Below are 23,137 nucleotides of genomic sequence, written 5' to 3'. Positions count from 1 at the left end.
CTTCATGCGATGGAATTCGATCCGTTTGCTCGTTATGCGTCAGCCTTGTTTGTCTCTATGACATTTGTATAAAATTTCTATATCGAGTTTGGGAAGCCCAATAATTTTGTGGGCATCCTTCTGCTCAGGAGGTGATTCTATATGTTCGGTACAGTTGGGACTCCAGAATTGCTGTTAATTATGCTTGTCATTTTATTGTTGTTCGGGTCCAAGCGATTGCCAGAGCTTGCTCGCGGCATTGGCAAAGGGATCCGGCAATTTCGTAAAGCGATGGACGACGTCAAAGATGAAATCGATTTCACCGATATCGATCGACAGATTAAAGAATAGCGTTCTCGAGAGCTTTAGTTAATATATTGGTGATTTTTTAAGGATCGCCATCAGAGCTAAAAAATAATCAAGCATATCGATTGGCAGGCAAAGTCCAAAAGAGCCCCCATTCGAAGGAGAAATAGCGACAAATTTTTTATTTTTCATATTGCAGAGCGCAAGATTGAAACTAAATTGTGGAGGAAAAATGTTCGGATTAGGCATACAAGAATTGCTGGTCATCTTTTTTATTATCATTTTGCTATTTGGGGCGAAGAAATTGCCGGACCTGGCAGCCGGGCTCGGCAAGGGGATTCGGGAGTTTAAAAAAGCCACCCAGGGGAAAGATGAAGAACCCCCAAAAAAGATCGAAGAAGCAAAACAGGATGAAAAAGCATAGCTGCTGCATTTCAACGACATTGATCCGCTCTGATCGTTCCTGCTCTGTTCTGCGCAAATCCCAAGCCGATGCGGCCTAATGATCAATTTTTGTTTGACGAAATTGCGAGGTCAGACCACTCAAAGAAAATTTGGCAGATGCTACGAGGAGAAAATCATTGTTGAGCTGGATGGGCATAGGCTTCTCTGACGTCCGTAACGCTTTAGATCGCCATAGCTACTCCTGCCGCGAGCTCACTCAATATTATTTGAATCGCATCAATAATCATGATCAATACAACGCCTTTATTACGATTTGCCACGATCGGGCGCTGAAAAAGGCGGCAGAAGTGGATCATAAGTTGCAAAAAGGGACTGCTGGCATGCTGGCAGGTCTCATTTTAGCGATTAAAGATAATATTAGCATTGATAATGAACCACTAACATGCGGTTCAAGAATTCTTAGCGCCTACCGCTCCCCTTATAGTGCCACCGTGATCGAGCGAGTAGAGCAAGCGGATGCCATTATTATCGGCAAGACCAATATGGATGAGTTCGGGATGGGTTCTTCGAACGAGTACTCCTGGTACGGCCCGGTCAAGAATCCGCATGCGCTGGATCGAGTGGCTGGCGGTTCCTCAGGGGGATCCGCCGCTGCCGTTGCCGCTGATCTGGCTATGGCAGCACTTGGTTCAGACACTGGTGGTTCAGTTCGCCAGCCAGCAGCATTCTGCGGCGTTGTGGGGCTTAAACCCACTTATGGTCGCGTATCACGGTTTGGTTTAGTGGCCTTTGCTTCATCGCTCGATCAGATCGGCATTATTACCCGGAATATCCCTGATGCAGCCCTATTACTCCAAGTCATTGCTGGCCACGATCCCCGCGATGCGACCTCTTCCCCCATTTCGGTTCCGTATTATTCTCGCTATTGCGATCGTTCTATTGCTGGCCTGAAAATCGGTTGGCCAACCGAATATTTCGTACCCGGTCTTGATCAGACGATTCGCGCCAGAATCGAACTCTGCCGTCGATTGTTGGAACAAGGTGGTGCAACCTTCATCGAACTCTCTCTACCCCATTTCGATTACGCAGTAGCCTGTTACTACGTTCTTGCCAGTGCCGAGGCAGCGTCAAATCTGGCTCGCTTTGATGGGGTTCGGTATGGCTTTCGCCATCCTCAAGCCTCTGATTTGGATGAAATGTACGATTTAACGCGATCAGAGGGGTTTGGCCCAGAAGTAAAACGCCGCATTATGCTCGGCAATTTCGTGCTTTCCTCAGGATATTATGATCAATATTACCAGACTGCGCAGCGGGTACGCGCGCTGATCAAACAAGATTTCGACAGCGCGTTTGAAGTATGTGATTGCCTGATCGCCCCAACCACAGCAACCCCGGCGTTTCGGCTCGGTGAGAAAACAAACGATCCTCTGAGCATGTACCTCTCTGATCTCTACACTGTATCAGCAAATTTGGGTGGGCTCCCCAGCCTCACATTGCCTGTCGGTAATGACCCGCAAGGACTACCAATCGGAGTCCAATTCTTGGCTAAACCGTACAACGAACCAACATTATTTCAAGTTGGGTCGAGCTTGGAACGAGCAATCCATCAAACAAACCATGACATTTGACCATTCCAAATACCTGCCAGTGATTGGGCTTGAAATTCATGTCCAACTGCTCACTGCCTCAAAGTTGTTCTGTCAGTGCAGTACCCAATTTGGGGCTCTACCCAATTCCAACGTCTGCCCCATCTGTCTGGGATTGCCTGGAACGCTTCCGATGGTGAACCGCTCAGCAGTGGCCCTGGCGATCAAATTGGGGTTGGCAACCCATTGCCAGATTGCTCAGCATTCTCGATTCGTTCGGAAAAGTTACTTTTATCCAGATCTGCCAAAAGGCTATCAGATCTCCCAATTCGATGCCCCGATAGGTTGGAAAGGTTACATCGAATTTGAGCACCAAGGCTCGCGGCAAAAAATTGGAATCGCGCGTATCCATCTTGAAGAAGATGCTGGCAAATTGATCCATGATGAAGATTGGGTACCGAAACGCGAGAGCCTGATCGATTTCAATCGCTGCGGAGTGCCGCTTGTCGAAATCGTCACCGAACCAGAAATCCATTCTGCGCAACAAGCAGTATTCTGCTTTTCCGCAGTGCGACAGCTTGTGCGCTATTTAGAGATCAGCGATGGCAATTTGGAAGAAGGCAGAATGCGCTGCGACGCCAATATCTCGGTGCAGCGCCCAGGCTCTGCTCAATCGGGGCAAAAGACCGAAATAAAAAATCTCAACTCTATTCATGCGCTGCGCCAGGCCCTGGAATTTGAGATCAACCGGCAAATGAAGCTGCTTGAAAATGGCGGCAGCATTAGCAACGAGACTTTACTCTGGGACGCCCGAACCCGCACGGCCATCCCCATGCGTCGCAAAGAAGCGTCCCATGATTATCGGTATTTCCCAGAGCCAGATTTGCTCCCATTCTCGATAGACCGAACTGAGATCGAAACGATCCAGAAACAAATGCCCGAATTGCCCCTCGCCCGTCGCGATCGCTTCATCGCCCAGTATCATCTAGATCGATCGCGGGCAGAGCGACTCACCGCAGACAAAGTCCTGGCCGATTATTTTGAACAGGTCGCCCTACTGGTATCGGATCATCACTTATTGAGCCGTTGGATGCTCGAGTTCGTCTCACCGGCGATCCAACATATCTCGAATGTAAAAGATGTGCCGATCACCAGCCATGCACTGGCAGAGTTGCTGAGTTTGCTGACCGAACGAAAGGTGAATGACCTCTCGGCTCGCGAAATTTTCAAACGGATGCTAACCACTGGCCGTCCTGCAAGGGAGATCCTCATTGAGCACAGCCTCAGCCAGATTGCCGATAGCGACTATTTGGCGGAAATCGTCAGGTATGTGCTCCAGCGCAACCCCGAAGCGGTAGCTCAATTCCACGCTGGAAAAACCAAATTGTGGGGCTTCTTCATGGGACAAATAATGGAACAGACCGGGCATCGCGCCGATCCGCAACTGGTCAGTGAATTGCTTCGAAAAGTATTATTGAGCCAGTGAGATGCTGCGATCCAGTGCTCTCACATGCTGAAACATAATTGGATCAAACGCCATCTATTTTGTAAGATTTGATTCAATATTAAACTTCGGCGGCATGTTCAACGCAGCGAGAATATTTGAATCAATTATCTTCGTTCTGGCAAGCTGATGCAGTTCTGGTTATTTTTGATCTGTCCAGAAAAATCTTGACTTTTATTTCTTTTCCGGTTAAATTTCAGCTCAAAATTTTGGGTTGCGATATCGTGCATTTGCCGAGCAGCAGTGGAGCTTCGGTTTTTATGGGTAAATCGAAGCCGAAAGATTTTGGAGCGTTTCCGTTCACGGAAGGACGAAATTTTCGTATTGCTTTGTTCTGATTCTTATTTGAACTGTGTCGCTAATTATATCATCCGCAACTCAAAAGATCAATCCACTGGTCAGTGGATTTATGTTTTACAGTCTTTATGATCGTCAGGGGACAAATGGTAAGACCATGCCCTTGTTGGGGAATTTTGAAGAGATCATGTTAGCTTCGGATGGAGGCCGAGGAGAACGCCGAAGCTACTGTCATTAATCAGGAGAAAAGGATGAGGCCGAAAGAAATTAAGAAATTAATTGAACTGGTCGAACAAAGCCAAATTAATGAACTTGAGGTCAGTCGTTGGGGCAAGAAAGTGCGTATTCGCAAAGGCACGAACTCATCAGCGCCCTCAACGATCGTTGCACCTCCTCCCTCTGCCTCGCTGCCTACACCTTTGCCCCAGGTTCAGGAGGTCGCCTCATTGCCGGGCGCCCAATCGCCAGTCGCCGCAGTTGCACCACCTGCTCCAGAGCCAAGTTCCGATAACATCGTCGAGGTGAGGTCACCGATGGTGGGAACTTTCTATCGAGCACCGGCACCAGATGCGCCACCTTACGTCGAAGTTGGTGATATTGTGGCACCGAACCAGGTTCTTTGCATTATTGAAGCCATGAAGCTCATGAATGAAATCGAGTCTGAGTGGCGTGGCCGCATCGTCGCGATCCTTGTTGAAAATGCCCAACCAGTCGAATACAATCAGGTCTTGTTCAAAATTGAAAAGCTGTGAGCCGAAGTTTAACTGCTGGAGATCTTAGGGTTGTTCAAGAAAATACTTATAGCCAATCGAGGTGAAATCGCATTACGGATCATCCGGGCCTGTAAGGAATTGGGCATCGCCACTGTGGCCGTCTATTCAGAAGCGGATGAATATTCGTTGCATGTTCGGTTCGCTGATGAGTGCGTCCGAATTGGTCCAGGACCAAGTTCCGAGAGCTATCTCAATATTCCGAGAATCATCAGCGCAGCAGTGATCACCAATTCCGATGCAATTCATCCCGGATACGGTTTTTTAGCTGAAAACGCCCAATTTGCTGAGATCTGCGAGTCCTCCAAAATTCACTTCATCGGTCCCAGCTCTGAAATGATTGCGAGTATGGGCGATAAAGCCTACGCCAAAGCCACGATGAAAAAAGCTGGCATCCCAACCATCCCTGGTAGCGATGGGGTGGTCAACGATTTGAAGACCGCAGAGGCAGTTGCCGAACAGATCGGTTATCCGATCATTTTCAAAGCCACGGCTGGAGGCGGGGGCAAAGGGATGCGAGTGGTTCGAGAACGCAGCGAACTGGAGGCCGCCTTTATCACCGCCCGAACCGAAGCGAATGCAGCATTCAAAAATCCTGACCTGTATATCGAAAAATATTTTGAACGTCCGCGCCATATCGAAGTACAACTATTGGGCGACCGTTACGGCAACATTGTGGCCTTAGGGGAACGAGAATGCTCCATCCAGCGTAAGCATCAGAAACTGATTGAAGAATCTCCATCCCCAGTAGTCACCGAGCGCATTCGGAAACGACTGATCGATACTGCCATTAAGGGGGCCAAGCAGGTCAATTACCAGAGTGCTGGCACGATCGAATTTTTGCTGGATGAGGACGGCAAATTTTATTTCATGGAGATGAATACGCGAATTCAAGTGGAACATCCGGTCACAGAAGTGGTATTTGGAATGGATTTGCTGAAACAACAGATTTTGCTTGCCGCTGGGGAGAAACTTAATTCGGTGATTCGTGGTTATAAATTGCGTGGGCATGCAATTGAATGTCGAATCAATGCCGAGGATCCAGAAAAGAATTTTCGCCCCTGTCCCGGCAAAATCGAACACTTTCATGTCCCTGGAGGTCCAGGCGTTCGGGTTGATACCCATGCCTACGCCCAATATCAAATACCCAGCTACTATGATTCCCTCATTGCGAAGCTGATCACTTGGGGAAAAGACCGCCAGGAGGCATTGGTGCGAATGCAGCGCGCTCTCGAAGAATTCATTATTGAAGGAGTCGCAACCACTATCCCATTCCATCAGAAGGTCATGCAGGATAGCGATTTTCAGAAAGGGAACTTCGATACCAAATACATCGAACGATTATTAAGTCACCAATAAATTGCAGAACAAAATTAAGGGAGAACCGAAGCATGGAAATACCGAAGGAACTGCTGTACACTGAGGAACATGAGTGGGTTTTATACGATGACACGAGCGGCGTCGCCACGGTTGGGATTACAGACTACGCACAGAGCGAGCTGGGCGATATCGTATTTGTAGAATTGCCCGAACTGAATCAGGAAGTTAAGCAGATGGAGCCGTTTGGAACCATCGAGGCGGTTAAAGCGGTCTCAGACTTGTTTTCGCCAGTCTCAGGCACTGTGATCGAAGTTAACACCATATTGCAGGATCAACCTGAATTGATCAATCAGGATCCCTACGATAAGGGTTGGATGATTAAGATTCAGATCTCCGATCCCGCTGAATTAGAGGCATTAATGAGTCCTGAGGATTATAGAAAGCATATCAGTTGAGCGAAATAGCCAAGCGCATCGAACGAGTGACAAAACCAGCATGGAGTCCATTTATGCCTTTTATTCCGAATACGGATGCCGATCGAGAGGCGATGTTGGAGCGGATTGGTGTCCCTGACTTTGAAGCTCTGATTAGCAATATTCCGAAACAGCTTAGATTCAATCGAGAACTTAACCTACCACCAGCATTATCTGAATTGGAGATCGCCCGCGAAATTCATCAAAAAACTCGTTGCAATGAGAGCGTGGCTGATGCTATTAGCTTTTTGGGTGGTGGAGCTTATGATCACTTTATCCCCGCAGCCGTTGGGGCCATCGTCTCCCGCAGTGAGTTTTATACTGCCTACACCCCGTATCAGCCAGAAGTAAGCCAAGGAACATTACAAGCGATTTATGAATACCAATCGATGATTGCTGAATTGTTCGACATGGAAGTCGCCAATGCCTCCATGTATGATGGCGGTTCTGCTCTGGCAGAGGGAGCCCTGATGGCGGTAGCAGAGACCGGCCGCAAAAAGGTTGTAGTCTCCCGCGGCATTCATCCCCATTATCGTCAGGTAATACAGACCTATTGCCATGGGCAGCGTATTCAAATTCAACTCGCTGCGCTGGAAAATGGAATTACCAATTTGAATGATCTATCATCAAAGATCGATAGTAGCACTGCAGCGGTCATGGTGCAACATCCGAATTTTTTGGGCAACTTGGAGGAAGTTTTTGAGATCAGCGAACGCTGCCATGCCGCTGGCGCATTGATGATTAGTTCCACAGATCCCATCTCCCTGGGGCTGCTGGAACCTCCAGGCCGCTATCACGTCGATATTGCGACTGGAGAGGGACAATGCCTGGGAAATAGCCTCAATTTTGGGGGCCCGTATCTGGGCATCATGGCCTGCAAATTTGATCTGATCCGACGAATGCCAGGCCGGATTGCTGGGGCAACGGTGGACCGCCACGGTCGTCGCGGTTTCGTGCTCACGTTCCAAACTCGCGAGCAACATATTCGGCGGGAGAAAGCCACATCCAATATCTGCACCAACCAGGCTTTGGTTGCGTTGGCTGCAACTGTTTATTTAGCACTAATGGGCAAACAGGGGATCCAGCAAGTGGCCAATTTGTGCTTACAAAACAGCCACTACTTGGCCGAACAAATCCAGCAGCTCGATGGCTATCGTCTGGCTTTCAATGCCCCATTCTTCAAAGAGTTTGTGGTTTTAACTCCTGTACCACCGAGCCAAATTATCGAAAAATTGCTATTGCAACGCATCTATGCCGGGATTGATCTTTCCCGATATGACTTTGGTCTCACCAAAGGCTTGCTGATCGCAGTAACCGAAAAGCGCACCAAAGCAGAAATGGACTCATTGGTAGCAGCCTTGAAAATGTTTAAGAAATAAAACAGCCAACAGGGAAATAGCAAGGAACTTTTGCCATTACCATGAGTAGTATATAACGACTTTTCTTTAAGACAATTTGCAAATTAACTGGATGAATAATTTGTGGAGGCCGCCTATTAGGAAAAGTTCGTTAAAGGTTTGTTAAGTGGTTAACAGTTGCTCAATCATGACAATGTTATTCTGTGACACGGGGGAATTAACCATCTCATTGCCTTTTCCGAATTTTTCCTTTCATAGGTTAAATTCCGAATGGTTGAGGTGAACCTTTGTGGATTATGGAAGGGCTGACCTTTTTCATTCGGTTTTTTTGTTTTTACAGATGCAAAATCGTGGAGGATTGATCTCATGAAAAAGTATTTCGCCATCGCATCATTGTTGCTCATCCTGGTATTGGTCTCACAACAGGCCTTAGCTGTCAGCGAAGCGGCCCTGTTGTTCTTATTAATCTCCCCTGGCGCGCGGCCCGCTGGTATGGGCGAGGCCTTCGTTGCTGTCGCCAATGACGCCTCAGCCGTATTTTGGAACCCTGCTGGATTGGCCTACCAAACTGGCCGAGAAATTACCTTTATGCACGCCAATTGGCTTCCTGGATTGACTGATGACCTATTCTATGAATTTTTAGCTTATAAAATGAGTATCGAGGGTGTAGGTACGGTCGGCTTTAACGTTGTCTATCTGAATCTCGGCAAGCAAATGCGCACCAGCTCGACGGGACAAGAATTAGGCGAGTTCAACAGCAGCGAGTGGGCCATCTCAGCAAGCTACGGAGCAACCGTTACGGATAATCTGTCCATGGGGCTGTCGCTGCGGTTCATTCGCAGTAGCCTTTCTCCCTATGGCGCTGGCACGGAACGCGGCTCGGGCACTGCCAGCGGCTTTGCCTTCGATGTTGGCCTGCTGTACAATTTCCCGTTCTTCAATAATCGCCTGAGTTGGGGCATGAACCTTTCAAATATGGGACCAAAAATCGCTTACATCGATGAAGATCAGGCCGATCCGCTCCCCACTAACTTGAAAACCGGATTTGCTTTCAAATTAGTGGACCAAAAATACAACAAAATTACGCTCACCGCGGATATCAATAAGTTATTGGTCACCCCGCGCAAAGGCAGCAAAGCGGATCCTTTCTATAAAGCGCTCGTGACCTCGTGGTACGATGATCCCCTCCAAACGGAATTGGATAAGATCACCCGCAGCGTCGGTATTGAGTATTGGTACAGCGATCTGTTTGCCCTGCGGACCGGTTATTACCACGATAAAGAAGGCAAAGTCCATTATTTCAGCTTTGGCGCTGGCATCAAGTACGCATCCTACGGCTTTGACTTCGGCTATGTCGCGGCTGAAAAGGGCCACCCGCTGGCAGATACCATGCGATTTTCATTGACTGCTGGATTCTAACTGACTTTGATTTTATTAGATCACTCGACAAAGCAACTGATAGCAACCTAATGGCAAGCCACACAATTGCCTAATAGATCTATTTGATGAATTCCCATGACTTCGGTCATGGCTTCGTTGCAATAATTGATTCAGGAGTAGTGAGGCATCTGAGATTGAAATGAATAGAACTCTTGCATGCTAACAAAGCTAATTTTCAAGCTCGCTCTCAGCGCCTCGCTGCTCCTGACACATTTCAGGAATTTGATCAATTATTGTATTCAATCATCATCGGATAATTTATGTTGAGACCTTATTTGAACTATGATCTTACACCAGACACTACGGATAAAATTCATCGCGATTGGATTATTGATCTTCAGCGCCAGCTTCGCAGCGGAAAAAATTAAGCGCCCTTCCTTTTACCCCAGCACTCCCTCAGCTCGATTTGTGACGTTCAAACCAGCCAGCACGGCAACGGAGGCCAGCAACGATTTTGCTGCTATTCAAGCTAACCTTCCAAAAACACTCAAGGTCATGGCGATCCGCGTACAATTTCAGCGGGATAACGATCGGAATACCACCGGGGATGGTTGGTTCGACTTATCTACAGGCACTGGTATGATCAATCCTCCGCCGCATAATCGACGCTATTTTGCAAATCAGCTTCGTGCTCTGAAGGACTATTACCTGAAAGTATCAGGAGGAAAACTCGCCCTTCAGGTAGAAGAGGAAAACGGCGATAGTTTTGTCTATCCGCTCGCTTCCGATAGTGCTTGGACTCTCCCGCATCCCATGGCGTACTATAACCCGAATCAAACGCCAGCGGTATTGGACCAGCGGCTGGCCGAGCTTTTTCGAGATGCGATCGTAAGCGCCGACCAAGCTGGCTATATCGATTTCTCCAAGTTCGACGTCTTTATCATATTTCATGCAGGGGTCGGCGCCGAATTCACGCAGGAATTCGATACTACACCTTGCGACATCCCTTCGGTGTTCCTCAATTTCAACGATCTGAAAAAAAATATCGGCGGCAATTTGCCGGACTTTGCAGGGATCCCGGTCAACAACGGGACTTTTTTTATCAAAGAAGGCATCATTTTGCCGGAAACAGAGAATCAAGGCGACTATAAAATTTTCGGTCTCTTAGGCACTGCCGCGCTGATGATGGGATTTCAATTAGGATTACCAGCTTTGTTTGATACCGATACAGGTCATCCAGGGATTGGCCGGTTTGGATTAATGGATCAAGGTTCTGGGAACTTCTATGGCTCAATTCCAGCTCAACCATGCGCATGGAGCAAAATTTTCTTGGGTTGGGAGCAACCGATCCTCATTTCATCTGGCGATAAAATCCCTGTAGCAGCAGCCTTGGCGGCCAATCCCAATAAAATTTATAAAATCCCCATTAACGCCAAAGAATACTTTCTTGTGGAAAATCGCCAGCAACGTGTCCGCGAGACCCGAAATATCGCAGTCGGATTTGATGCCAACGGTAAACGGGTTGAGTTCTATTACGGGAGTGACGGATCGCCGATCATAAACCCATTAGACGGCATCGACGTCATCACTTCGGTAAACGAATATGACTTTGATCTACCAGGGTCTGGCATCTTGATCTGGCATATCGACGAAAACATCATCGAGCAAAAATATGCGGAGAACCGGGTCAACACGGATATGAACCATCGTGGTGTGGATCTGGTTGAAGCCGACGGCTCACAGGATATGGGCTATTATTACAATTTTTTCGGTTTCACTGGATATCACGCGGGTTATGCTGAGGACATGTGGTGGGATGCAAACCCGGCTCATCTATTTGTCAATTCATCTCAACAGGTCAAGTTCACCCCCTTCACGAAGCCAAGCACCCATTCTTACGCACGGGCAAACACTGGGATTTATATTACCAATTTTAGCCCGATCGATTCAGTAATGTATTTCAAACTTGAAATCAAGTACTATCAGCCTGGCTTCCCAGCATTTTTGGGGGCAAACTCAGGCAATAGTGCACTCGTTGTTGGAGACTTGAATGGCGATGGTCGCGAAGAAATTGTAGCAGCCACTGCAAGCGGAATGATCCTTGCATGGCAAGCCAATGGTGAAAAATTGATCACCAATGACGCATTCACATACCAGATCAGCTTGTTGGGCGATACCACCAACATACCATTGCCGATGTTTGCTCGCATTGAAACTGGACATTTTTTGCACTCCCCAGCATTAGCTGATCTGACTGGAGATGGAGCATTAGAGGTCATCGCTGGATCGTCTATTGGCCACTTATTTGCATGGCAGGCAGAAGATCGCAACAGCGATGGTGAAGCGGATTTATTGTTTGAAATTAACTGCGGCAGCACGATTACTACGGTGCCAATTATTGGCGATTGGAATTCAGCAACACCAGGCAGCGAAATTGCGATTGGCGATCAAACAGGGAGAATTCATCTCATTTCTGAAACAGGACAAATCGTCTGGCAAACCGCAATTTCTAATAAGGCTTTGCAACGGTTAATGGCATGTCGCGATGTCTCAGCAATGCGCTTTGTTGCAATTGACGAGGCAGGTACTATCTTCGCGGTCGATGAGAATGGAAACATTATTTGGCAGAAACGCTTTGCTGGCGCAGGAATTTTAAATTACCCGGCATTTGGAGATTTGGATCGTGATGGAAGATCTGATATCGTCCTCACTTCTACCATAGGGAATTTATTCATCCTGACCCATGAGGGCGATTTTCTCCCAGACTTCGCCGGTATCTCGACGAGCTCGCCGCTCTCTAATCCCGCCTTAGCTGATGTCGATGGGGATGGTTACTTGGACATTATTGTTACTGGCGGTGGAAAAATTTTCGCCTATCGCTTCAATGGAACCTTGTTAACGAATTTCCCCATTCTCATCGACCGCGGCGCGGAAAGCGAAGCTTATCCCGACCCGATTTTGGTCGATTTAGATGGCGATCAGAAAATCGAAATCATCGTGGCGTCAAAAAACGGCCTTATGAACGCCTTTCACAGCGATGGACGAAAGGTCAATGGCTTTCCGCTTTCCATCTCGACACCAGCGAATTCGGCGCCAGTCATTGCTCATCTGACCAGCGATAGTTTATTTTGTTTGATTGCTCGATCCGAAGACGATTTCTGTCACGTGTGGACATTAGAATATAAATTCAATGACCGTCAAATCTATTGGAGACAATTTCTCAACAATGAACGTCACTCTGCTATTGCACAACTGCCGGGATCGGTTCCATCTCGAACTGGGGCTCTGATGCCTGAAAAAACGGTGTATAATTATCCCAATCCAACAGAAGGGAATTGGACCATCATCCGCTACTATTTAAGGGAGGCAGCAGAGGTGACGATCAGAATCTATGATGCGGCGGGTGAACTTGTTGAGCAATTGACCGGACCAGGCATTGGTGGCATCGAAAATGAGCGAACCTGGGACGTGACTCGAGTGCAAAGCGGCATCTATCTCGCCCGCGTAACCGCAAAGCGAGCGAACGAGTCGAGTATGGTCATGATTAAGATCGCCGTCGTTAAATAGACTGGCATGATTGGATATTCTGCGCGACCTGTTCGCAATTTTCGTGGTATTTGCAGGGTTGCAGATTGGATAAGATCAATCAAATAGGCAAACTGGATTTCAAAATACTTTTCAAACTAGTTAACGATCAATCCATGAAACCATGACGGGGGGCGAATTCGACTTTAAAATAAGTATGAAATCTGATAAAATGGGTGAACAGCAGTGAAACGAGCAAATTACATCATTCCATTGTTGCTAATTGGTTGGGTGTGGGGAGCAAATCTATTCGGTCAACCAGTAGAATATAACCATCCAGAGTTAAATTGGCTGACCATTGATACAGAACATTTTCAGGTTCATTATCATAAAGGCGCAGAGCGGACCGCGGCATTAGTCGCCAAAATCGCTGAGGAGATCTATGCGCCTATCACGTCGCTCTACCTCTATCAGCCCGATGGCAAGGTCCATTTCATTATTCGAGATCATGACGATTATTCCAATGGTGCAACCTACTATTACGATAACAAGATTGAGATCTGGGCGACTCCGATGGATTTTGTGTTGCGTGGCAATCATAATTGGCTTCGCAATGTCGTGACCCATGAATTCACACACATGATCTCCCTGGGCGCCGCCCGAAAACTGACGCGAAAAATCCCCGCGCTTTATTTTCAATACATGGATTATGAGCCGGAAAAGAACCCTTATGTGCTTTATGGCTTTCCCAATCGGATCGTCTCTTACCCCATTGCCACAACCACGGTTCCCAACTGGCTTGCTGAAGGCGTGGCTCAATATCAACTGGCAAAGCTGAATTACGACAATTGGGATACCCATCGCGATATGATTCTTCGGACCGCCGTGCTGGAAGGGACGCTTCTCAATCATCGGGAAATGGGGGTATTCGGCAAAAATAGCTTCGGCAATGAGAAACTCTATAATCATGGCTATGCCTTGGTCATTTACATTGCCGAAACCTATGGCGTTGAATCGCTGCGACGCATTTTTCAAGAACTGCAAAGCCCGTTTCATTTCACGGTCAACGATGCATTGAAGGATGTACTCGGGAAATCCGAACGACAGCTCTATCGAGAATGGAAGAGTTATCTCGAAACGATGTACAACTATCGGGTCAGCCCGATTGTCAATAATGTTCGAGCTGGCAAAATCATCGAGTCCAAAGGCTTCGCAAATCTGTTCCCCTGTTGGTCACCAGATGGGACGAAATTCGCCTTCGTATCGAACCGAGGTTATGACTACCTCTCCCAGTCTTCATTGTACCTCCACGATATGACCAAGGGAACCGTCGAAAAAATTAAAGGTGGTGTCAGTTCGTCATTGGCTTGGTCCCCAGATGGTGAAAAAATCGCCTATTCGCGGATCTCCAAACCGAATAAACACGGATCCCATTTTCAGGATATTTATATTTATGATTTAAAAAAGAAAAAAGAACGCCCAGTGACGCGCAATCTGCGCGCCCAGCATCCGGATTGGTCGCCCGATGGGAACAAACTGTTGTTTGTGACCACAAGAGATGGGACGCAGAACATCGCTGTGCTCGATTTAAAAACCCGCAAAATGACCCATCTGACCAAGTTCAGAGATGGCCAGCAGATTTTCACTCCGCGCTGGGCGCCAAATGGCAGCGTCATCGTGTTCTCCTACTCTAAAAGCGAGGGGCGCCAGATTGGCCTCATCAGCGCTGATGGGAAAACGATGAAAGTTTTGATCGCCGATGAACATGATGCCCGCGATCCGATATTTTCCCCTAATGGAAAGGAAATCTACTTTAGTTGGGATCGGACTGGCATTTTCAATATTTATGCATTTGAATTGGCCACCAAAAATAAGAGACAGTTAACCAACGTGCTGGGCGGCGCTTTTATGCCCTCGGTCAACAAACAGGGCCAACTATTATACAGCGATTTCAACTCGCAGGGCTATCGCATCGCCTGGATCGAACGACCGACCCAAGTGGATGAGCAGCAAAGTCGCTATCTGGCATATCGATCCAACAGCGCCCAACTTGCTTCGCGAGAAAATCAGGATATTTATTTAATCAATCAAGGGATCAGCGATAAAACGGTCAACTATAATGATGCCGAAGTTCCGCGCTATTCGACGACCCCTTATACTTTCACTTACAGCAGCCTGGCCTTCCTGCCTCGCGTCATGGTCGATTACGGAACGGTCAAATTCGGGACCTATCTCTATTCCAGCGACATTTTGAACAAATACGATATCTTTGCCGGCTTCGCCATGAATCGAGATTGGGACTATGATCTATTTGGCATGGTCAACTATCGCAAGTTTCGTCCCACAGTGTTTCTTGAAGTTTACAATCGGCTGTTGCATCATTCAGAAATGGATAATTATTTTTATCCCTACGGCGCTGACCCGACCTCGAACCCTCCAGACACCACTCTGGTCAAATTCAAGTACAATTTGACTGAGGTCGATGCAGGATTGGACTTCAAGTTGAATGACGAGCAAAATCTCAGGACCGCGTTCGTATTCAGCCGCTATCGAGGAACTTATCATCCCCAATACACTTATCCCAATGGCCAGGACTATCCCGCGACCAGCTACAACTATTTCATCGGCCGCTCCATTCAATTGAATTGGAGCTATAAAAATGTGTTGCCGAGTATCTCTTCAGAAATCAATCCAGCCGCTGGACGGATCGTGTCGGTGAAATATAGTCAGGAATTCAATAAATTCATTCGCGATTTCACCATCACCAAATATGGCACTTGGGTGGAAGATTACGATGACTACAACTATGGCAAATTGGAATTAGATTGGAAAGAATTCATCCCGCTCTTCAACCATGGGAGACATGCGATCAATTTCAATCTTCAGGCCGGCTGGATCGACCGTCCTGTTCACGAATTTTTCAACTTTTATGCTGGTGGATTGGTAGGCCTGCGCGGTTATCCATATTACAGCATTGAAGGCACAAAAATGATTATCACACGGACAAGCTATCGCTTCCCAATTTCCAATAATCTGGATATTCGTTTGTTCCACCTCCATTTTGACAAACTCTATTTGGGTGCCTTTTTTGATTACGGTGATGCCTTTAATGCTGATGTTCTGAATTTCTCCCGATTCAAAAAGACCGCTGGCGCTGAAGTGCGATTAGACCTGTTTTCATTTTATAGTTTCCCGACGAAGATCTTTTTCAATGCCGCTTATGGATTTGATGAATTCACCAAAAAAGAAACAGATAATACGTGGTTGCGCTATGGTAAAGAATGGCGTTATTATCTGGGCATTAGTTTTGGATATTTTGACTAAAACAAATTATGGAGATGTCTCATGAAGCGCTCATTTCGTTTCGCATTTTGCTTCTTCGCTTTCGGCTTGCTTCAACTCTGTTATGCAGGGGAGGGGGAGCAATTAAATCAGATTTCAGAGGGCAATGGGTTCGCTTTTAACGCTCCTCGGGCGCAACTTTCCGCTCGGTACTTTAATCCGCTCAATTCGTTGGTTGTTCAGGATTCGCTTTCCAGAGAGCAACGGCTGGCTCAGCTCCCAGGCTACAAGCTACCAAAACGCGCATTATTTTTCTCCGCGCTCATTCCCGGGACTGGTGAACTTTATGCCAAATCCTACATCAAAGCAGGGGTCTTTTTCCTAGCCGAAGTGGCTGCGTGGACAGTCTATGGAAGCTATACCCAGAAGGGCAAGAATCAGGAAAAGAAATATCAAGAATATGCCGACGCCCATTGGGATCCAAACGTCTGGCAACAATGGAAACAGAATTACGCGAATTCATTAGATGACGCCCATGCAAGCACCATGGAAAAATATCTGAGCGGCGATAAGATGGCGACCACGAAACAACAGTATTACGAGATGATTGGTAAATATCCCGCATTTTATGTGGGTTGGGATTTTGCCAGATATTATGAAAACCAATCGTTTTTCAATACCATCTCTATGGACTCCCTTGAGGCCATCCAACAAAATTCGTCGGACATTGGCAAATACATGGACATGAGAGACAAGAGTAATCAACTGTTCCGAATAGCCAGAACTGCGACCAACTATGTCATCGTCAACCATATTCTCAGCGCCATCGATGCAGCTTGGACGGCCAAACGGCATAACAATAAATTGCTGGAAGCTTCTATCCGAGTCAAACAGATTTTCTATGTCGATCAATTCCAGCCAGTGATGTCACTCGAATTAAAATGGTAACTTCTCATGAAAATTTTGGAGTCTGGGATCGTCTTTTTGATCATCACAATAGTGGTATTTCCCAATGGAGTTGAAGCTGAATGGGACACCCTGGACCATTTCGGGCCGAAATTCAATCCAACGCTCTCCCAAGCGAAGCTCCAATTGATGCCGCCAATGTCGTTCGCGATTCAGCAAGTCGCTTTTGATTCGTTGCCTAATTTGGCAAACCAGCCTTTAGGCGATCGGGCGAGTGGCTATAAGAACCGCAAAAGTGCGTTTTTCCGCTCATTGATTCTGCCAGGCGCTGGGGAATATTATGTTGGCAAGCGAACCTTTGCTCAGATATTTTTGGCCTCTGAAGTTACATTGTGGGTAGGTCATTTCGCCTTTCGTCAATATGGCAAGTGGGTGAGAAAGGATGCGTTAGCTTTTGCTGCAACCCATTCTGGTGCCGCGATCAAAGGTAAACCGTCGCAATACTTTGTTGACATCGGCAATTATTCGGATATTTACAGTTACAATGAAGCCAAGCTTCGGTTTGGCGAATATGAGAAGCTCTATTCAGAAACGGAATATTTCTGGTCCTGGGATAGTGACGATCATCGCCAAAAATTTCAGAATTTGCGGATTGCCAGCGATCGAGCGCGCAACCGGGCTACTTATGTGCTCGGGGCGATATTTGCCAATCATCTGATCAGCGCTATCAATGCCACCTGGCAGGCGGTGCATCATAATAAAAAATTAAATCAGACGGCCGATGGACCAGTGCGTATTCAGTTTCTTGCCGAAAAGGATGCTGGCCGAATTTTGGTTCAAATTAAAAAGGAGTTCTAAATGGAAAACGTCATCATTATTGGTTCTGGTCCAGCAGGATTAACTGCGGCTATTTATGCCGCTCGAGCTGAGCTGGCGCCGTTGGTATTCCGAGGTGTTCAGCCCGGGGGGCAGATCACGCTCACCGATGCTCTCGATAATTTTCCGGGATTTCCCAATGGGATCTCTGGTTATGAGCTTTTTCAGGCGATGGAGCAGCAAGCCGTTCGATTCGGAGCCAAAGTTTTACCAGAAACTGTGATTGAGGTCAACTTCAAAGCATCCCCTTTTTCCGTTAGAACGCATGAACAGCTTTATCACGCCAAAGCTGTCATCATTGCCACTGGTTCGGACCCACGAAAATTAAATGTCCCCGGGGAGAAGGAATTCATCGGCAAAGGGGTTTCTTATTGCGCCACCTGCGATGGATTCTTCTTCCGCGGGAAAAAAGTCGTGGTCGTCGGCGGCGGCGATAGCGCTGTTGAGGAGGGCCTGTTTCTGACGCGCTTCGCCAGTTCAGTCACCCTGATCCATCGGCGCGATCGACTCAGAGCTCATGCCCATCTTCAATCCCGCGCCTTTGCCAACGAGAAAATGCGCTTTATTTGGGATACGATCGTAACTGAAATCTTAGGGAGTCAGACCACTGGGGTCTCTGGAGTGCGGTTGAAAAACCTGAAAACTGAAGTGGAAACGATTCTGGAGACCGATGGGGTCTTTGTGTTCATCGGGCATATCCCGAATACCCAGCTTTTTGCCGGCCAGCTTGATTTGGACGAATCTGGCATTATTGTCACTGATCGTCGGCAGCACACCAACATTCCCGGGGTTTTTGCGGCAGGCGATGTCCAAGATGCGATCTATCGACAGGCCGTTACTTCTGCAGGTTCGGGCTGCATTGCTGCCATGGAAGCAGAACGATTCTTGGCAGAATTGGAGGGAACAGCTTATCCAGGAAAATTAAACTGATTCGGCCAGATATTCTGGTTGCTCGATCATATCAATTAACCCTGATCAGAACGCAAGCAATTGTCTCATGCGGCAAATTGAAGGTTAATGGAGGGAGATCCGCTGCTCTCTTAAAACTTTGGACCTTTCAAGAAAGGGCCAATCGCGAATATGTGAATGTCATTCCTGCCCATGTAGCAGAATGCTCGCATTCATACGCATAATTTCGATTAACCAATTGCGATTCTATTTTGAAAAACTTTTTGTGTAATCGAGATTGCCCGGCGCTCGGTTGTTATCGAAATGACCAATTGCTCTGTGCCATCCGAATGATTTGATGCTTTTTTAGCAAGAATTTTTTTGGGTATCCCATAGCCGCCCTTTTCCCCATTGAGGGGATACCGCTCATCATTTAGCTACCGCGCATTTTATTAGTCAATTTTGATGATTGCACAGGGGTAAGTATTGCCCCCTTATTATTCCTTTTCTTTTTTCGATCCCGATTGCTGATCTTGCCTTTTCTTGCGTTCAGGGGCCGGCGTAACTGGTGGCTGAGAGCCAGAAGTATCCCCACTTCGAATCTCCCTGCGCTCATTCCGTTTGGCTGGCGGGGGTTCTGGTTGGCTCGTCTCGTTGGAACCGGAGCCCGTGGCAGGTCGAGCCAAACTAGTTCCTGGTGCACCCCCGGCTGGAATAGCTGATGTCCCTGCTGGATCACGTCGATCAAAGTCTCGGCGTTGGGTTGCCGGCAAAGGTGAATTTTGCTGGGTCTTGCCATCCTCATAATAGTAGGCATCCACCCACCAAGGGATCGCATAAAAATATTGCCAATTGTAGCTCTCTTGAAGACGTGGGCTATCGTAAAGCTGCCAATGCGAATTGTCGATCGGGTTATGTTGCTCATGACAACTGCTGCAGTCATCGAGAAAATCGATTTGCTTTGCAATCGCTACATCTGTCGAATCAGATTGCGAGACAACTGGCGGATGTCGGAATGTGGTATAACATTGCATCACCAACAGGCAAGCCACAGCCGCTGTGATGAACATAATCAGCTTAAAATTTTTGATTGAATGCATGCGCTTCCCCAATAATTATGCGTGTTTAGAGGTTTTGGAAATAGATGATCTTGAGTTCCCGATTCAAATTTGGGATTTTTTCGCCGTTGAACTCCCGATTATTCTTGAGCAAATTTTTGATGGCAAATTCAAACACCATCTGGTTCGAGAAATGCCACCGAACTGCCGCATTCATGTAGCCTTTGCCTGAGCCCAGCGATTTGTCATCATTATCGTTGATCCCAAAATCGTATTCCCACAGCAGCGTTAATTCAGGATCAAGCACTAAATGAGCGCCACAGAAGAAATTGATATCCTTTTCATCCCCTTTGTTCTCATTGCTATAATTGATTCCGCCGTGGATGCCGAAATCACTCAGAATGAGAAAATTCTTGCTAACGACCACATAAAAACCCTTTGACTTGATCTGATAGCGGCCAAGCTGAGGGTAGTAAGTGCCATAACCTTGGGAATCGAACCCGACGGATATGGACGGAAGCTGATAGTTTTCAATCCTGATACGATATCGCAGATTCACCCCAGGCGCTCCGTTCCATAGCACTCGCCCCTGGCCAATGATATTCTGCCCGCCATAGGTCACACCAAACATCAGTCGATTTGTCAAACAAACGGTTAGCCCTCCAATCATACCTCCCAGGTGATATACGCGTAACTTGAGCTGAAATGCCTTTCTCGATAAGAAATTGGCAGTAGGCACATCGATCAAATTGATCGGACGGATGTTTTGCGCAAAAAAAGGGGTGAACTCTTCTTGCGGTTGACTTCGGTAGGTTTGCCCAAAAACTATCGTCGCCAGCGCCATTTCCAAAGCAACCAATATCAAGCTAATTGTGGTTTTCATCGACATGCTCCTTAAATAAAAAGCGGACTCGTAATGCACTATAATGTAAACTTTTTCTTGAGGAAAATCAAGCATAAATTATCGTTCAGAAAAAAAAGATGAGCATTAAAATTGGCTGGAAACGTGATCTGAGAATTGTTACTTGATATTATTTTTTTCCTTCAAAAAATTTGATCACATCATTATTACCAGGGATAATGAGCAAAAGTTTCTGACATTGAAATAGATTAATATTATTATAAATGACAGTTGCCGTTAAAAAACAGCAATAATATATTTTTTACTTGATTCTCATGCTATCATCTGTTAATTTTGTTTGAAGAAGTTTAATAATTCAACTTTCAGACCAATTTGGGGGAATCTGGGGAGGTGATGTATGGTGAAAGATTTGCAGATCGAACCCAAAACTGAATTTGAGGCATCCGAACTCTTTTTCTCGCCTCAGGAATCCGCAACCATCAATGAGCTTCTCACTGATGGACCGCCAAACGATAGCCAATCCGTCGTCAGAGTAGTTGATCTGCCAGCACAAATGAAAATTTCTCGTTCATTCCCCAGCAATATCCTACATCAATTCGATCTTCGGATTAAGAAACTCATTCATGAACAGCAAGCGATCAAAAATACATTCGCTGCGTTGTTTGAAGCTACCTCCAGTGCAGTGCTTCTTGTGGATGCGCATCGTCGCATCCACAAGGCCAATCAAAATTTCATTCGACTCCTTGGTCACGACCCTGTGAATCTGATGAGCGGTGGTAATCTTTACGATTATTTTCATAAAAAAGATCGAAAAAAAATTGAAAAATTTTTAAAGCAGCTCGAATCTGCCGATACTGATACATCCACCGAGGCTATCACGGTCCAATGCCTTTGCAGCGATAAATCCGTTCGATTTGTAGAATTCAGAGGGACAAAAGTGGCTGGTCAAAACTATCTGCTGATCATGTTGAATGACGTCACCAAGCAGAGGCAATATGAACTCGAAATTTTGCAACGAACCAAGGAACTCACCCTCCTCAACACGATTTCCAGATTGATCAATCATCCAAAAGACCTGAGACAAATCTTAAATGTAGCTTTAGACCAAACACGAGCGCTGTTAGGGATCGAAATGGGAGCGATTTATCAGGGGAATCAATTCTTGAAAACATTGCAGCCGATTGCAGCCGCCGGAATGACGTTTGAAAATGCCAACGAGTTGCTGGAGCAATATCGCGAGCAAATCAAACAGATCAAGAAACAGAAAGAGGATCTTTTTTTAAATTCGCCGAATGGGAAATTTTGGGAAATCTTCGGTAAGAGCCCCCGATGTCGTTCATTGGCCTTTATTCCTTTGTTCATTCGAAAAAGCTCGTTTGGATTGTTGGTGTTAGCCAGCAAATCTCGAATTGAATTTGATCAGGAGAAGCGGCAATTACTTTCCGCCATTGGCCATCAATTGGCTATCAATATCGAAAATGCCATTCTATTCAAAGAACTGGAAGAAAAAAGCCGAGAAGTCGAAGCTAAAAATAAAGAGCTGAGTTCGTTCGTGTTCACTGTCTCTCACGATTTAAAAACGCCGCTCATCGCATTGCATGGTTATATCAGCCTGTTTCGCGAAGAATTTCAGGATTTGATCGATACAACAGGGCAGGAATACCTCGACCGCATTATTTGTAATGCAGAGTACATGAATAAAATGATCAGCGATCTGCTGAAACTTTCACGCGCTGGTCGAGTGGTCGGGGCAAAGCGCCGATTCTCAACTTATAAGCTGGTGAAAGAAATTTATATGTGTTTCTATCCGCAAATTCTCCAACATCAAATTAATTTTTCGATCTCCAAATCGCTGCCGATCATCTACGGCGACCGGCAACGATTGCAAACCGTGTTCGAAAATCTGATCGGCAATGCCATCAAATTTATTTCCGATAAGCGAACGCCCCTCATCGAAGTCGATTGCGTCGACCGAAATAGCTATTATGAATTTTGTGTTCGCGATAATGGCATTGGCATCGACCCTGCCGATCATCAGCGGATCTTTGAGGTGTTCCAGAAATGTGAAAGGAAGCTTCATGACAATAATGGCACTGGCGTAGGCCTGACAATCGTGAAGAAGATCATAGAACATCATGGTGGAACTGTTTGGGTGGAATCGAAATTGGATAAGGGTGCTACTTTCTATTTTACTTTGCCCAAAGCGGCTTCAAAATAGAAGGCCAAAATTAATCAAAAAAGATTATCAGCATCAGATTCGGATTGCCGACCTCGGAGTTCGTTAGATCGGTACTGCAGGGTCTTTGTTGCTACTTGTCAGGCAATTGATCTTAACTCTTCATGTCCTGCATTTCTTCCTTGG

18 protein-coding genes are annotated in these 23,137 nt (G+C 46.5%); 16 read left to right on the top strand and 2 right to left on the bottom strand.

Annotated features, from left to right (window positions below; genetic code table 11):
* Positions 1-141: 141 nt before the first annotated feature.
* From ONB37_13600 to trxB, 15 genes are all read left to right on the top strand, one after another.
* Positions 142-330, top strand: a complete 189-nt coding sequence (locus tag ONB37_13600) for a twin-arginine translocase TatA/TatE family subunit (GenBank protein ID MDZ7401190.1) — start codon at positions 142-144, stop codon at positions 328-330.
* Between the two features lie 187 nt (positions 331-517).
* Positions 518-709 carry a twin-arginine translocase TatA/TatE family subunit gene (locus ONB37_13595; protein MDZ7401189.1) on the top strand — a complete coding sequence of 64 codons (192 nt, stop codon included), beginning with the start codon at positions 518-520 and terminating at the stop codon, positions 707-709.
* Positions 710-866: 157 nt separating this feature from the next.
* Positions 867-2,318, top strand: a complete 1,452-nt coding sequence (gene gatA / locus ONB37_13590; protein ID MDZ7401188.1) for an Asp-tRNA(Asn)/Glu-tRNA(Gln) amidotransferase subunit GatA — start codon at positions 867-869, stop codon at positions 2,316-2,318.
* Positions 2,308-3,762 carry an Asp-tRNA(Asn)/Glu-tRNA(Gln) amidotransferase subunit GatB gene (gene gatB / locus ONB37_13585; protein ID MDZ7401187.1) on the top strand — a complete coding sequence of 485 codons (1,455 nt, stop codon included), beginning with the start codon at positions 2,308-2,310 and terminating at the stop codon, positions 3,760-3,762. The genes gatA and gatB overlap by 11 nt, the downstream gene beginning before the upstream one ends.
* 427 nt (positions 3,763-4,189) lie before the next feature.
* Positions 4,190-4,315 (top strand): hypothetical protein, encoded by a 126-nt coding sequence (locus ONB37_13580; protein ID MDZ7401186.1) that lies wholly within the window; start codon positions 4,190-4,192, stop codon positions 4,313-4,315.
* A 13-nt stretch (positions 4,316-4,328) separates the two neighbouring features.
* The gene (gene accB / locus ONB37_13575; protein MDZ7401185.1) at positions 4,329-4,829 is read left to right on the top strand and encodes an acetyl-CoA carboxylase biotin carboxyl carrier protein; all 501 of its coding nucleotides are present in this window, start codon (positions 4,329-4,331) and stop codon (positions 4,827-4,829) included.
* A 30-nt stretch (positions 4,830-4,859) separates the two neighbouring features.
* Positions 4,860-6,206 (top strand): acetyl-CoA carboxylase biotin carboxylase subunit, encoded by a 1,347-nt coding sequence (gene accC, locus ONB37_13570; GenBank protein ID MDZ7401184.1) that lies wholly within the window; start codon positions 4,860-4,862, stop codon positions 6,204-6,206.
* Positions 6,207-6,238: 32 nt separating this feature from the next.
* Positions 6,239-6,622 (top strand): glycine cleavage system protein GcvH, encoded by a 384-nt coding sequence (gene gcvH / locus ONB37_13565; GenBank protein MDZ7401183.1) that lies wholly within the window; start codon positions 6,239-6,241, stop codon positions 6,620-6,622.
* Between the two features lie 53 nt (positions 6,623-6,675).
* The gene (gcvPA, locus tag ONB37_13560) at positions 6,676-8,019 is read left to right on the top strand and encodes an aminomethyl-transferring glycine dehydrogenase subunit GcvPA (GenBank protein ID MDZ7401182.1); all 1,344 of its coding nucleotides are present in this window, start codon (positions 6,676-6,678) and stop codon (positions 8,017-8,019) included.
* A gap of 345 nt (positions 8,020-8,364) precedes the next feature.
* Complete coding sequence (gene porV, locus ONB37_13555; protein MDZ7401181.1) at positions 8,365-9,417, top strand: type IX secretion system outer membrane channel protein PorV; 1,053 nt, start codon at positions 8,365-8,367, stop codon at positions 9,415-9,417.
* Positions 9,418-9,720: 303 nt separating this feature from the next.
* On the top strand, positions 9,721-12,945 hold the full coding sequence (locus ONB37_13550) for an FG-GAP-like repeat-containing protein (protein MDZ7401180.1): 3,225 nt from the start codon (positions 9,721-9,723) through the stop codon (positions 12,943-12,945).
* A gap of 204 nt (positions 12,946-13,149) precedes the next feature.
* Positions 13,150-16,227, top strand: coding sequence for a DPP IV N-terminal domain-containing protein (locus ONB37_13545; protein MDZ7401179.1), 3,078 nt, complete (start codon positions 13,150-13,152; stop codon positions 16,225-16,227).
* 21 nt (positions 16,228-16,248) lie between these two features.
* Complete coding sequence (locus ONB37_13540; protein ID MDZ7401178.1) at positions 16,249-17,133, top strand: hypothetical protein; 885 nt, start codon at positions 16,249-16,251, stop codon at positions 17,131-17,133.
* A gap of 6 nt (positions 17,134-17,139) precedes the next feature.
* Positions 17,140-17,949 carry a hypothetical protein gene (locus ONB37_13535; GenBank protein ID MDZ7401177.1) on the top strand — a complete coding sequence of 270 codons (810 nt, stop codon included), beginning with the start codon at positions 17,140-17,142 and terminating at the stop codon, positions 17,947-17,949.
* Complete coding sequence (gene trxB / locus ONB37_13530) at positions 17,950-18,897, top strand: thioredoxin-disulfide reductase (GenBank protein ID MDZ7401176.1); 948 nt, start codon at positions 17,950-17,952, stop codon at positions 18,895-18,897. It begins immediately after the preceding gene.
* A 455-nt stretch (positions 18,898-19,352) separates the two neighbouring features.
* On the opposite strand, the gene ONB37_13525 is transcribed toward trxB, so the two are convergent.
* Complete coding sequence (locus tag ONB37_13525) at positions 19,353-19,955, bottom strand: hypothetical protein (protein ID MDZ7401175.1); 603 nt, start codon at positions 19,953-19,955, stop codon at positions 19,353-19,355.
* 25 nt (positions 19,956-19,980) lie between these two features.
* Complete coding sequence (locus ONB37_13520; protein ID MDZ7401174.1) at positions 19,981-20,796, bottom strand: YjbH domain-containing protein; 816 nt, start codon at positions 20,794-20,796, stop codon at positions 19,981-19,983.
* Positions 20,797-21,172: 376 nt separating this feature from the next.
* On the opposite strand from ONB37_13520, the gene ONB37_13515 reads away from it, so the two are divergent.
* Positions 21,173-22,993 carry an ATP-binding protein gene (locus ONB37_13515; GenBank protein ID MDZ7401173.1) on the top strand — a complete coding sequence of 607 codons (1,821 nt, stop codon included), beginning with the start codon at positions 21,173-21,175 and terminating at the stop codon, positions 22,991-22,993.
* The last annotated feature ends 144 nt before the right edge of the window (positions 22,994-23,137 follow it).

The sequence above is a fragment of the candidate division KSB1 bacterium genome, assembly GCA_034506395.1.
GTDB lineage: Bacteria > Zhuqueibacterota > Zhuqueibacteria > Thermofontimicrobiales > Thermofontimicrobiaceae > Thermofontimicrobium.
This window is presented reverse-complemented; position numbering and strand designations above follow the sequence as displayed.